Source organism: Micromonospora arida (genome assembly GCF_003857035.1).
In the GTDB taxonomy this organism is placed as follows: Bacteria; Actinomycetota; Actinomycetes; order Mycobacteriales; family Micromonosporaceae; genus Micromonospora; species Micromonospora arida.
Genome location: NZ_QGSY01000172.1, coordinates 1 through 13,075, shown reverse-complemented (window position 1 = coordinate 13,075; position 13,075 = coordinate 1). Strand labels below are relative to the sequence as shown.

At 72.7% G+C, this 13,075-nt stretch carries 11 protein-coding genes and 1 pseudogene; 9 read left to right on the top strand and 3 right to left on the bottom strand.

Annotated features, from left to right (window positions below):
- Positions 1-14 precede the first annotated feature (14 nt).
- Complete coding sequence (locus DLJ58_RS14830; protein ID WP_124856774.1) at positions 15-1,406, bottom strand: KamA family radical SAM protein; 1,392 nt, start codon at positions 1,404-1,406, stop codon at positions 15-17.
- A 141-nt stretch (positions 1,407-1,547) separates the two neighbouring features.
- Here DLJ58_RS14830 and kdd point away from each other — a divergent pair, with 141 nt between their 5' ends.
- The 9 genes from kdd (at position 1,548) to DLJ58_RS14785 (ending at position 12,112) form a co-directional block, all read left to right on the top strand.
- Entirely contained in the window at positions 1,548-2,609 is a 1,062-nt protein-coding gene (gene kdd / locus DLJ58_RS14825) for an L-erythro-3,5-diaminohexanoate dehydrogenase (RefSeq protein ID WP_124856771.1), read from the top strand.
- A gap of 4 nt (positions 2,610-2,613) precedes the next feature.
- Complete coding sequence (locus tag DLJ58_RS14820) at positions 2,614-4,179, top strand: amidohydrolase (RefSeq protein WP_124856768.1); 1,566 nt, start codon at positions 2,614-2,616, stop codon at positions 4,177-4,179.
- A complete protein-coding gene (gene kamD / locus DLJ58_RS14815) occupies positions 4,176-5,735 on the top strand; it encodes a lysine 5,6-aminomutase subunit alpha (RefSeq protein ID WP_124856765.1) in 1,560 nt (519 codons plus the stop codon). The genes DLJ58_RS14820 and kamD overlap by 4 nt, the downstream gene beginning before the upstream one ends.
- On the top strand, positions 5,732-6,517 hold the full coding sequence (gene kamE, locus DLJ58_RS14810) for a lysine 5,6-aminomutase subunit beta (protein WP_124856763.1): 786 nt from the start codon (positions 5,732-5,734) through the stop codon (positions 6,515-6,517). Before kamD ends, kamE begins: the two co-directional genes overlap by 4 nt.
- Positions 6,514-6,921, top strand: coding sequence for a 3-aminobutyryl-CoA ammonia lyase (gene kal, locus DLJ58_RS14805; RefSeq protein WP_124856761.1), 408 nt, complete (start codon positions 6,514-6,516; stop codon positions 6,919-6,921). The genes kamE and kal overlap by 4 nt, the downstream gene beginning before the upstream one ends.
- 41 nt (positions 6,922-6,962) lie before the next feature.
- On the top strand, positions 6,963-8,300 hold the full coding sequence (locus tag DLJ58_RS14800; protein WP_124856759.1) for a glutamate mutase L: 1,338 nt from the start codon (positions 6,963-6,965) through the stop codon (positions 8,298-8,300).
- Between the two features lie 589 nt (positions 8,301-8,889).
- Positions 8,890-10,644, top strand: coding sequence for an apolipoprotein N-acyltransferase (gene lnt, locus DLJ58_RS14795; protein ID WP_124856838.1), 1,755 nt, complete (start codon positions 8,890-8,892; stop codon positions 10,642-10,644).
- A gap of 34 nt (positions 10,645-10,678) precedes the next feature.
- Positions 10,679-11,488, top strand: a complete 810-nt coding sequence (locus tag DLJ58_RS14790; protein ID WP_244218941.1) for a polyprenol monophosphomannose synthase — start codon at positions 10,679-10,681, stop codon at positions 11,486-11,488.
- 93 nt (positions 11,489-11,581) lie between these two features.
- The gene (locus tag DLJ58_RS14785) at positions 11,582-12,112 is read left to right on the top strand and encodes an FxsA family protein (protein ID WP_124856757.1); all 531 of its coding nucleotides are present in this window, start codon (positions 11,582-11,584) and stop codon (positions 12,110-12,112) included.
- Between the two features lie 71 nt (positions 12,113-12,183).
- On the opposite strand, the gene DLJ58_RS14780 is transcribed toward DLJ58_RS14785, so the two are convergent.
- Positions 12,184-12,525: an RNA polymerase-binding protein RbpA gene (locus DLJ58_RS14780; protein WP_091398247.1), complete on the bottom strand. Its 342-nt coding sequence runs from the start codon at positions 12,523-12,525 to the stop codon at positions 12,184-12,186.
- Positions 12,526-12,756: 231 nt separating this feature from the next.
- A pseudogene (locus DLJ58_RS33845) lies at positions 12,757-13,075 on the bottom strand (hypothetical protein); the annotation flags it as partial.

The window sequence follows — 13,075 nt, the reverse complement described above, 5'->3', positions numbered from 1 at the left end:
TCGTCGTCGGTGGGTCAGTCGTTGCGGTGGTCGTGCCACCACTGCTGGCCGTCGGCGGGCAGGGTGTCGATCGGGTCGTAGTAGGCGTAGCGCTTGTTGAGCGCCTCCAGGTCGGCGGATTCGATGGAGGTGCGGTAGTTCTTGGTCCAGTAGGAGATGCCGCGCTCACGGTCGTAGTCGGTGAGCATGTGCACCCAGCGCTTACCGACGAAGGGGACGTCGCAGACGATGCGGGGGGTGGCGTAGCCGGGGAGGTAGCCCATGATGTCGTGCTGGAGTTGCTGGGCGTGCCAGACCGGGACCCGCCAGTGTTCGGCGTTGGGGATCATGTCGCACATGTAGAAGTAGTACGGCAGGATCCCGGCTTCGCCCTGGAGGGCGAAGCAGAGGTCGAGCAGTTCCGGGGTGGTGGCGTTGACGCCGCGCATGAGGACGCCCTGGTTGCGGACGTCGCGGACGCCGACGTCGAGGGCGGTCTGGGCGGCCTTGGCGACCAGTGGGGTGAGGGACTGGGCGTGGTTGACGTGGGTGTGGATGGCGAGGTTGACGCCGCGGCGGGCGGCGGTGCGGGCCACCCGCTCCAGGCCCTCGACGACGTCGGGCTGCAGCCAGTGTTGGGGCAGGCCCATGAGGGCCTTGGTGGCGAGCCGGATGTCGCGGACCGTCTCCAGTTCCAGCAGGCGCATGAGGTACGACTCGAGGTTGCGCCAGGGGACGTTGGCCACGTCGCCGCCGGAGACGACCACGTCGCGTACGCCGGGGTGGGCCTTGAGGTAGGCGATGTGGGCGTCGTAGCGGTCGACGGGCTTGAGGGTGAGTTTGAGTTTGTCGACGGCGGGGGTGGAGTTGCCGACGAGGTCCATGCGGGTGCAGTGCCCGCAGTACTGGGGGCAGGTGGAGAGCAGCTCGGCGAGGACCTTGGTGGGGTAGCGGTGGGTGAGCCCTTCGGCGACCCACATGTCGTGCTCGTGGAGGCTGTCGCGGCTGGCGTAGGGGTGTGAGGGCCAGTCGGTGCGTCGGTCGGAGGCGACCGGGATCATGTAGCGGCGGATGGGGTCGGCGAGCAGCGCCTCGGTGGTGAGGGTCGCGAACGGCACCATCGTGTTGATCATTTGTGGTGGCACCAGCATGGACATGGTGGCCAGGGCCAACTGGTCGGCCTCGAGGTCGGCGTAGAAGGTCTCGTCGATCAGGTCGCCGAAGACGGCGCGGAGCTGCTTGATGTTCTTGACGCAGTTGACGCGCTGCCACTGGGCGGATTCCCACTGGTCGCGGGTGACGTGGCGCCAGCCGGGGAAACGGGTCCAGTCGGGTTCGACCAGGGGGCGGCGGTGGTACTCGTAGGGCTGCCCGGCGGTCGGTGTGGCGGCCGGGACGTGACGGGGGTGCGGGATGGTCTGGGTCACGGCCCCTCCTCGGTGTTGCGGCTGATCATCGAAGCCCGAAGGCTACTGGAAAATATTCGGTACAGAAACTAGTCTGCCGTAAGTTTTCCCGTTACGCGAGCCTTGACCGGGGCTTCGGACGGCTGGCAGGGGGAGGTTGGCGTGACGTCACCGGTGGGACTGCACCGCGTCGTGCAACCGGCGGGAGTGCTGCCGCAGGCGGCCTGGCGCCTGGACACGTCGGCGGCGATCGCGCCGAACGAGGTGCGGATCCGGGTGCAGCGGCTCAACCTGGACGCGGCGAGCTTCCGGCAGTTGTCGGAGAAGCACGGCGGGGACGGTGACGCGGTCCGCGCCGAGGTGCTGGAGATCATCGCGACCCGGGGGAAGATGCAGAACCCGGTGACCGGGTCGGGCGGGATGCTGATCGGCACGGTCGAGGAGGCCGGTCGGCGGTCCCCGCTGGGGCTCAGGGCGGGGGAGCGGGTCGCCACCCTGGTGTCGTTGACGTTGACGCCCCTGGTGATCACCGATGGGTTGGCCCGCTGGGACGGGCGCAGCGAGCAGGTGCCCTGTGACGGCTGGGCGATCCTGTTCGCGCGCTCCATCGCCGCGGTGCTGCCCGACGACGAGGACCCGCAGTTGTCCCTCGCCGTGCTGGACGTGTGCGGGGCGCCCGCGCTGACCGCCCGGGTGGTGTCGCGCTACGTCGAGGATCGTCGGCGTACCGGTGATCCGACGCCGGTGCGGGTCGCGGTGATCGGTGGGGCGGGTAAGAGCGGGTCGTTGTCTCTCGCGGCGGCGCGACGGGCGGGCGCCGCCCGTACCGTCGGGGTGGTGCCGGTGGCGGCGGAGCGCGACGCGCTGACGGCCGCCGGTCTGGCTTCGGTGGTGGCGTTGGCCGACGCGCGCGACCCGGTGGGGTTGTCCACGGCGGTGACCACCGCGCTGGGGGTGCCGGCGGACGTGACGGTGGTCTGCGTGGACGTGCCGGGCTGTGAGCACGGGGCGGTGCTGGCCACCGCGGACGGCGGCACGGTGATCTTTTTCTCGATGGCGACGAGCTTCTCCGCGGCCGCGTTGGGCGCGGAGGGGTTGGCGGCGGACGTGACGATGCTGGTGGGCAACGGGTACGTGCCGGGGCACGCGGAGTTGGCGCTGGGGCTGCTGCGGGCCGAGCCGGGGGTGCGTCAGCTGTTCGCGGCGCGGGTCGCGGCAGACTGAGGTCATGACGAACCCCTCGACGTTGTATCGCGGCGGCGTGCTGCACTGCCCCGCCGACCCGAGCGCCACCGCGCTGCTGGTGTCCGGTGGGCGGATTGCCTGGTTGGGGACCGACGGTGACGCGCCGCCGGCCGACCGGGTGGTGGACCTGGGCGGGGCGTTGGTGACGCCGGCGTTCGTCGACGCGCATGTGCACGCCACCGACACCGGGTTGGCGTTGTCCGGGTTGTCGTTGTCCGGGGTGCGCTCGGCGGGGCAGCTGCTCGACGCGGTGGCGGGGTTCGCGGCGGGTCTGCCGGCGGACGCGGTGGTGCTCGGGCACGGCTGGGACGAGTCGGGTTGGTCGGATCCGACGTTGCCGGACGCCGCGGCGCTGGACCGGGCGGCCGGTGGCCGGCGGGTGTACCTGTCGCAGGCGTCGATCCATTCGGCGTTGGTGTCGTCGGCGTTGCTGGCGGCGTGCCCGCAGGCGGCGCTGGCGGCCGGGTACGACGCGTCGGGCTGGTTGCGGCGTGACGCGCACCACGTGGTGCGGGCGGCCGCGCAGGCGTCGGTGAGTCGGGCGCAGCGGGTCGCGGCGCAGCGGGTGGCCCTGGCCCACGCGGCGTCGTTGGGGATCGCGGCGGTGCACGAGTGTGGTGGCCCGGAGATCTCCGACGAGGAGGACTTCACCGGTCTGCTGGGCATCTCCGGCGCGGGGTTGCCGGAGGTGTACGGGTACTGGGGTGAGTTGGGTGGTGCGGCGCGGGCCCGGGAGCTGGGCGCGGTCGGCGCCGGTGGGGACCTGTTCGCCGACGGGGCGTTGGGCTCGCGCACGGCGCACGTGTCGCAGCCGTACGGGGACGGCGACGGCTGCGGGCACGGGTACCTGTCGGTCGAGCAGGTGCGCGATCACCTGCTGGACTGCGCGGCGCACGGCATGCAGGGCGGGTTCCACGCCATCGGTGACGCGGCGATCGGCACCGTCCTCGACGGGTTCGCGGCGGCGGCGCGGACGGTGGGGGTGGAGCGGTTGCGGGCGGCCCGGCACCGCATCGAACACGCGGAGATCATGAGCAAGGCGTTGATCGCGCGGTTCGTGGAGTACGGGGTGGTGGCGAGCATGCAGCCGGCGTTCGACCGGTTGTGGGGTGGCGCGGGCCGGATGTACGAGACGCGGTTGGGGTTGGACCGGTCGTTGGAGTCGAACCCGATGGGTGCGATGCACTCGGTGGGGGTGGCGTTGGCGTTCGGGTCGGACTCGCCGGTGACGCCGCTGGACCCGTGGGGCTCGGTGCGGGCGGCGGTGGCGCACCACAACCCGGCGCAGCGGATGAGTGTGCGTTCGGCGTTCGCGGCGCACACCCGGGGCGGATGGCGGGCGGTGCACCTGGACGTCGAAGGGGTCCTGGCGTTGGGTGCGCCGGCGACGTTCGCGGTGTGGTCAACGCCGGCGGGGGTGGAGCGGGGTCTGCCGGTGTTGCAGGCCGAGGACCCGGAGGCGCGGGGTCCGGACGACCCGACGCCGCTGCCGGTGTGCCGGCGCCTGGTGCTGCGCGGTGAGGTCATCTACGAGGAAGGGTCATCATGACCGGGAAGCTTGATCTTGATCCGGTGCTGGTGGCGCGGGCGCGGGAGTTGGCGCGTCGGGCCGGGCAGCCGGTGGTGGACCTGGCACGCAGCCACACCACGGTGTCGGTGGAGCGGGCAGTGCTGCGGTTGGCCGGGGTGACCGGTGCCGACCCGGACGGCATTCCGTGGGTGAACCGGCTCGTCGACGCGGTCGCCGCGGACGTGGGGTTGGGCCACGGGGTCGCGGTGCCGGTGTTCGACGCCCTGGTCCGTGAGGGCAGCACAGACGTGACGTTGCTGGCGCAGAAGGCCGCGGCCGGGTCGGTGCGGTTCACCCAGCCCACCGGGCGGGCGGCCACGGCGGCCCGGTCGGCGGCGCGCAAGGCCGTCGGCGCGGGCATTCGGCGCATCGACCGGCGGCGCGCCGAGCGGGACCGGCTGGTGAAGCGCCACGGTGACCCGGCGCAGCGGCCGTGGATCTACCTGATCGTCGCCACCGGCGACATCTACGAGGACATTCCGCAGGCGCAGGCGGCGGCGCGCGCCGGCGCGGACGTGATCGCGGTGATCCGCTCCACCGGGCAGTCGTTGCTGGACTACGTGCCCGAGGGCGCGACCCGGGAGGGGTTCGCCGGCACGTACGCCACCCAGGAGAACTTCCGGCTGATGCGCGCGGCGTTGGACGAGTCGTCGAAGGAGGTGGGCCGCTACGTGCGGTTGACCAACTACGCCTCCGGGTTGTGCATGCCGGAGATGGCGACCCTGGCCGGGTTGGAACGCCTCGACATGATGTTGAACGACTCGATGTACGGGATCCTGTTCCGCGACATCAACCCGGTGCGCACCTTCGTCGACCAGCGGTTCTCCCGGCAGGTGCACGCCCGCGCGGGGATCATCATCAACACCGGTGAGGACAACTACCTGACCACGGCCGACGCGGTCGACGAGGCGCACACGGTGACCGTGTCGCAGCTGCTCAACGAGTTCTTCGCGCACGAGGCGGGGTTGGCGGACTGGCAGTTGGGGTTGGGGCACGCGTTCGAGATCAACCCGGAGGTGCCGGAGTCGTTCCGGTTGGAGTTGGCGCACGCGTTGCTGGCCCGGGAGTTGTTCCCCGACGCGCCGTTGAAGTGGATGCCGCCGACGAAGCACATGACCGGTGACGTGTTCCGGGGCAACCTGCTCGACGGGTTCTTCAACCTGGCCGGCGCGCTGACCGGTCAGGGCATCCTGCTGGTGGGGATGATGACCGAGGCGGTGGTGACGCCGTGGTTGTCCGACCGGGACATCGCCCTGCAGAACGTGCGCTACGTCCTCGGCGCGGCCGGTGGGCTGCACGAGGACTTCGTGCCGGCGCCGGGCGGGTTCATCCGCCGCCGCGCCAACCAGGTCCTCGGTGAGGCACTGGACCTGTTGGAACGCATCGGGGAGCAGACGCTGCTGACGGCGATCGCCGAGGGCACCTTCGGGATCATGAAGCGGCCCGCGGACCGCGGCAAGGGCCTCGACGGGGTCGCCGCGCACGAGGCCGACTACTGCAACCCGGCCACCGACATTCTGGAGGCGGCGGCATGAGCGAGCACAGCGGCCAGCACGCCAGCGTGCCGACCGGCAAGGCGATCGTGCGCCCGTACGGGGACACCACCGGTGACGGCATGGTGCAGGTGTCGTTCACCCTGCCGGTGACCCACGACAAGCGCGCCGAGGGCGCGGCGGTGCAGTTGGCCAACAAGATGGGCATCGACCCGGCGATGGTGGTGCACGCCAAGCCGATGGGCGACGGGTTCACGTTCTTCGTCGTCTACGGGCGGGTCAACCACCTGGTCGACCTCAACGCCGTGCAGGTGGTGGAACGTGACTTCGCGCTGCTGTCGGCGAAGGACGTCAACACGGTGATCAAGCAGCGGTTGCGGCGCAAACTGTCAGTGGTCGGGGCGTGCATCGGCACCGACGCGCACACCGTGGGCATCGACGCGATCCTCAACGTCAAGGGCATCGCGGGAGAGAAGGGCCTGGAGTACTACCGGGAGTTGAAGGTCACCAACATGGGCGCGCAGGTCAGCGTGCCGGAGCTGGTGGAGACCGCCCGGGCGGAGAAGGCCGACGCGGTGCTCGTGTCGCAGGTGGTCACCCAACGCGACGCGCACCTGCACAACACCCGGGAGATGTCGGCGGCGTTCCGGGAGGCGATGCCGGCGGGGCGGCGACCGCTGCTGATCGTCGGTGGTCCCCGCTTCGACGAGACGATGACCGACGAGTTGGGCGTGGACCGGATCTTCGGTCGGGGCACCACGCCCGGCGAGGTGGCCAGCTACCTCGTGCACGCCCTGATCACGCAACGGAAGGCGATGGCATGACCGACGCACGGCTCGGGTTGACGGTGACGCACCGGCGGTATGTGCCCTACTCGCACGCCCACTACGCCGGCAACCTCGTCGACGGGGCGTACGCCCTCGGGTTGTTCGGCGACGTCGCCACTGAGGTGTGCATCCGCACCGACGGCGACGAGGGCCTGTTCGCCGGGTACGCCGACGTGCGCTTCCACGCCCCCGTCCACGCCGGGGACGTGGTCGAGGTCACCGCGCGGGTGTCGCGGGTGGGCACCCGCAGCCGCACCCTGGAGTTGAGCTGCGCGGTGGTGTGCCGGGGTCGCCCGGACCGCTCCGCGTCCGCCGCCGAGGTCCTCGACCCGCCGATCGTGGCGGTCACCGCGACCGGCACCGTGGTCGTCCCCGCCGCCAGAGTGAGTCGCGAGGAGTGAGCCGGGGTTGCGAGCCCCGCAGTCGCGAACAGGGGAGGTCTGTGACCCTGGCGGTCTGCGCCGACGTCGGCTCCACGTACACGAAGGTGGCGGTGGTGGACCTGGCCGCCGGTGTCCTGGCCGGCGCGGCGTCGGCCCCCACCACCGTGGGCACCGACGTGCTGCACGGCCTCGACGCCGCGGTCGCGGCGGCCACCGCCGGGCTCGGCGTCCGCGACGTTCCCTGGTACGTGTGCTCGTCGGCCGGTGGTGGGCTGCGGCTGGCCGTGATCGGCTACGAGCCGCTGGTCACCGCGCAGGCCGGCCGGCGGGTCGGGTTGTCCGCGGGCGCGCACGTGGTGCACGTCGCGGCCGGGCGGCTCGGCGCCGCCGACCTGACGGCGTTGCGGGCGGCCCGCCCGGACGTGGTGCTGCTCGTGGGCGGCACCGACGGCGGCGAGGCCGACACGATCACCCACAACGCCACCCGCCTGGCCCGGGCCCGGTGGCGCCGACCCGTGGTGTACGCGGGCAACGCCGACGTACGCGAGCAGTTGACCGGGCTGCTGCGGGACGCGGGGGTGCCGGTCACCGACGCCGACAACGTCCTGCCGCGCATCGGCGTGCTCGCCCCGGCGTCGGCGCGGGCGGCGATCCGGGCGGTGTTCCTGCGCCACGTCATCGGCGGTAAACGACTGTCGCGGGGTGCCCGGTTCGCGCGGTTGGTGCGGGCGGCCACCCCCGACGCGGTGCTCACCGGTGTGGAGGTGCTCGCCGACACCCTCGGCGGCGACCTGGCCGTGGTCGACGTGGGTGGGGCCACCACCGACGTGTACTCGGTGCTCACGCCCGACGAGCGGGCCACCGGGCCGGGCCGGGAGGTCGCCGGCAGCCTGTGGCGGGCCCGCACCGTGGAGGGCGATCTGGGCATGCGGTGGAGCGCCCCCGGGGTCGTGCGGGCCGCCGTGGAGGAGCGGCTGCTCGCCGCCGACGAAGCCGACGACCTGGCCGCCGCGGCGGCGCGACGAGCGGCCGACCCGGCGTTCCTGGCCGTCGACGACGTCGAGCGGACCGTGGACCGGCGTATCGCCACCCTCGCCGCCACGGTGGCACTGCGCCGGCACGCCCGGGGCGCCGCCACCGGTGAGCGGGCCGGGCGGGACCTGCGCGACGTGCGGATGCTGGTGGGCTCCGGTGGGGTGCTGCGGCACTCGCCGGCCGACGTTTCCGGGCAGGTGCTGACGGCGGTCCTGGCCGATCACGCCGGCGGGTGGGCGCTGCCGCGCGCCGCCGCGGCGGTGGTCGACGCCGACTACGTGTTGGCCGCCGGAGGGCTGCTCGCCGAGGAGCACCGGGCGGCCGCGCAGTCGCTGCTGCGTCAGCATCTGCGTACGCATTGAGACTCGCCGACCCGACACGCCGTGTCGCAACACACGACAGGCCGGCTGCGGGTTGACAACCGACGGGGGTCGGCACGTACCGTCTTTGAGTCCTACCACGGGAAGCGGCTGTTGTTCGCTTCGTCCCTTCGTCCGCTGGCCGAGCGACATGTTTGAGCGTCATCGTCGCGGCGGCCAGGTCCAGCGGGCGGGGGTCGGCGGGGCGGCGCGAACCGGCCGCGGTTACCGGTGTACGGGCAGGGTGAGGTGCACGGCCAGTAGACAACGGCCCGGCGGGGGCAGCCAGTCCACGTCCGGTCGGTCCGAAGGTCGTCGTGCCCCATCCTCGCCACACCGGCCGGGAAGGGCCTGGGAGCATCGGGGCGCGGCGCGAGCCGCGCCCCGATTTCATGTCCCCCGACGCGTTGACCCGCGCCAGGGCCGCTTCCCGTGATCAGGTGACGAAAAGTAGGTCCAACAGCCTTCCTCGACCTGTTTTTCATCACCTGATCACCGGGTCCCTCCGATCACCGCCGGCGGCCCGACGCGGCAGCCAGGACCGTCAGCCAGGTAGCCTTCGCCGGGTGATCGAGGTGAAGCTGCGGTGACAATGCTGGACCGGGATGACCCCCACACCCCCACGGTGATCAACACGCCGGTCGTCGCGGGTCGCCCCCTACCGCTACGGGTCGCGGTTCCCCTGGCGATCGCCGCCGGGCTGGCCCTGCTGGTGGCGTTCCCCCCGTACGGGGTGTGGCCGCTCGCCCCCGTCGGGGTGGCGTTGCTGGCCGCCGCCGCGCACCGGCGACGGTTGCGCGCCGGCGCCGGCCTGGGCTTCCTGACCGGGGTGGCGTTCTTCGCCCCACTGCTGGCCTGGACGAACCTGCACACCGGCTCCCTGCCGTGGGTGCTGCTGTCGCTGTTGCAGGCCGGCTACCTGGCGCTGCTGGGCGCGGCCACCGCCTGGGTGTCGCCGCTGGTCGACCGCGCCCGCTGGGCGTGGCCGGCGCTGACCGGGCTGCTCTGGGTCGGGCAGGAGGCGCTGCGCGACCGCACCCCGTTCGGCGGGTTCCCGTGGGGGCGGTTGGCGTTCAGCCAGGACACCTCGCCGCTGCTGCGCCTGGCCGCGTTGGGCGGCGCCCCGCTGGTGACCTTCGCGGTGGCGCTCGTCGGCGGGTTGCTGGTCACCGCCGTCTGGCACCTCTGGGCCGCCCGGCGTCCCACCGCGCTCATCCACCCCACCGACACCGACACGACCGGAGAGGCGCCAGCCGACCCCGCGGCTGACGCGGTGGCCACTACACCGGGCGACGGCCCGCAGGACGCTGACGGCCCGCTGGACGGCCCGCCACGCGCCGAGGGTGCGCCGGCGCGGCGGTGGACGCCTGTGGTCGTACCGGCCGTCGTGGCCGTCGCGCTGACCGCCGGGAGTCTGCTGGTGCCGGTCGCCACCGCCGGGTCCGGTGACACCGTCACCGTGGCGATCGTGCAGGGCAACGTGCCCCGGCTGGGCCTGGACTTCAACGCCCAACGGCAGGCGGTGCTCAACAACCACGTCGACGCCACCATCGAACTTGCCGAGCGGGTCGCCGCCGGGCAACAGCGGCGACCGGACCTGGTGGTGTGGCCGGAGAACTCCAGCGACATCGACCCGCTGCGCAACCCCACCGCCGGTGCGCGCATCTCTCAGGCCGCCGACACCATCGGGGCGCCGATCCTGGTCGGCGCGGTGCTGCTGGGCCCCGACGCCGGGCAGGTCCGCAACGCGGGCATCCTGTGGCGTCCCGGCACCGGCGCGGACCTCGAGCAGCTGTACACGAAACGCCACCCGGTGCCGTTCGCCGAGTACGTGCCGCTGCGCGACGTGGCCCGGATGGTCAGCAAGAAGGTCGACCTGATCCGCAACGACTTCGTGCCCGGAAGCACCCCGGGCGTGGTACGCGCCGGGCCTACCGTGCTCGGCGACGTGATCTGCTTCGAGGTCGCCTACGACGAGGTCGTCCGCGACACGGTCACCGGTGGCGCGCAACTGCTGGTGGTGCAGACCAACAACGCCACCTTCAACGAGGCGGAGGCCCGCCAGCAGATGGCCATGGTGCGGCTACGGGCGGTGGAGCACGGACGGCCGGCGTTGATGGCCTCCACGGTCGGGGTGTCCGGGTTCGTCGCACCCGACGGGCGGGTAAGCGATGCCACCGGGTTCAACACCCGGGAGGTCGTGGTGCGGCAGTTGCGGCTCGACGACGGACGCACCCTCGCCACCCGCCTCGGCTGGTGGCCCGAGGTGGCGCTCGCCGCGCTGGCCGCGGCGGCCCTGGTCGGCGCGGCGGTGCTGCGCCGGCGGCAGCGGGTCAGGCCCGGATAGCAACAGCCGGTACGCCGGCGGGAGCGGAGGAACCGTGATCCAGGCGACCGATACGATCCGACGCGCGGACGAGGTGCCCGGGGTGGGCCGGGTGCTGGTGGTGATCCCCACCTACAACGAGGCCGACAACATCGCCGTGATCGTGGGCCGGGTCCGGCGAGCCGCCCCGGCGGTGCAGATCCTCATCGCCGACGACAACAGCCCCGACGGCACCGGCGCGATCGCCGACGCCCTCGCCGACGGCGACGCGCACGTGCAGGTGCTGCACCGCCAGGGCAAACAGGGCCTCGGCGCGGCGTACCTGGCCGGGTTCGGGTGGGCGCGCGAGCGTGGCTACCAGGCGGTCGTGGAGATGGACGCGGACGGCTCGCACGCCCCGGAGGACCTGCCGGCGTTGCTGGACGCCGCCCGCGACGCCGACGTGGTCATCGGCTCCCGGTGGACCAGGGGTGCGCGGGTGCTCAACTGGCCGCTGCGGAGGCTGTTGCTGTCGCGCGGCGGCAACCTGTACGCGCGCCTGGCGCTGGGCATGCCCGTGTCGGACGCCACCGGCGGTTACCGGGTGTACCGGATCAGCGCGTTGGACGCCATCGACCTGGAGTCGGTGACCTCGCAGGGGTACTCGTTCCAGGTGGAGCTGTCGCGGCTGGCGCACCGGGCCGGGGTGCGGATCGTGGAGGTGCCGATCACCTTCGCCGAGCGGGAGCGCGGTGACAGCAAGATGAGCCCGAAGATCGTGGTCGAGGCGCTGTGGCGGATCACGGCCTGGGGGGTGCGCGACCGGCGCCAGGCGGTGCGCCGGGGCCTGCACGGCACCGCCACCGGCCAGGTGCGGTGGCCGTGAGCGGGTCAGGCACGGTGGCCGTGAGCGCGGCCGTGTCATGCTGGATGAGCGGAACACGTCCGTGGGTGTCCGCAGGAATGGCGATGAGGTGAGATGCGCCGAGGACTGAGGTTCGTACCGTTGGCCCTGTTGCTGGCGGTGGTACTGGAGCTGGCGGTGTTCGTCGGCGTGGGGCGGGCGCTGGGGTTCGGCGTGGCGGTGTTGCTGGTGTTCGCCGCGTCCCTGCTGGGGTTGGTGCTGCTGCGCCGCGAGGGGATGCGCGCCTGGCGTGGTTTCCGCTCTGCGGCGGCGGCCGGGCAGCCCCCGGGTGGGCAGGTGACCGACGGGCTCGTCGGGCTGGCCGGTGCGCTGTTGCTGGCGGTGCCCGGCCTGGTCAGCGGGGTGGTCGGGTTGCTGCTGCTGGTGCCGCCGGTGCGTCGACTGGCCCGCGCCGGGGTGCGGCGTGCCACCGAGCGGCGAGTGTCGTCGATGGTCGCCGGTGACCTGTTCGGGCCCCGCACGGTGCGGGTGCGCCAAGGTGCGCCGCAACCGACCCCGCAACCGACCCCGCAACCGGAACAGCCGGTGGTGGTCGACGGCGGTCGGGCCATCGAGGGCGAGATCGTCGAGCCCGGCCGGCACTAGAGCGCTCAAGGCAGACACGACGGCGCCCCCGGGGAAATCCCCGGGGGCGCCGTCATCGTGCGCTGTGCGGCTCAGGCGCGGCCGCGGCGGGTCCGAACCTCCTGCAGGCGCTCCTCCAGGATGTCCTCCAGCTCGGCGATGGAACGCCGCTCCAGAAGCATGTCCCAGTGGGTGCGCGGCGGCTTGGCCTTCTTCTGCTCCGGCTCGTTGCCGTCGACGAGTCGGGCGACGCTGCCGTCGAACTTGCATTCCCAGGTCGTCGGGACCTCGGCGTCGACGGCGAACGGCACCTCGAACTGGTGGCCCTTGGCGCAGAGGTACTCGCGGGTCTGACGCGGCGCGAGCTCCGTGTTGCGGTCGGATTCATAGCTCACCGCGCCAAGGCGGCTTCCGCGCAGCATACGCTCGCCCATGATCGACTTCCCCTCGTTCGTGGTGCTGGTCTTCTGGGTGTAACGGTGCGTCCCCGTCGAGCCATTCCCGCCCGAGGGCGTGAGGCGTCCACGGGTGGGCCGGGACCAAGGGTAGCTGGCCGGGACGCTCACCCGGTGAGGTGATCCCCAGGCGGGTCGGGACAACGGTGTGTGTCCGCTGCCACCGGGGAGGTTAACCGCCTGAGCCTACCGAAGGTTGCGCCACGATCATCAGGTGGCGTCGCCGGGAGCGGCGGCGCCGAGGCGGGCCAGCGCCAACGCCAGGTCACTGACCTGGTCGCCGAGCTGCGCCACCCGCCGCTGGGCCAGGTCCCGGTCGGTCTCGGCGGCGTCGAGTCGTACCGTCAGGGCGGTGCGGTGACCCTCGGCGGTCGCCGCGGCCTGCCGGGCCACGGTCAGCTCGGCGGTGAGCGTGTCGCGCTGGGCGGCCAGGGCCGCCACCTCCGCGCGCAGCCGCGCGGCCAGCTCCGCGGCCTCCTGCCGGGCGTCGTCGGCCTGCCGGGCGGCGACCACGGCGCGGTCGCGGGCC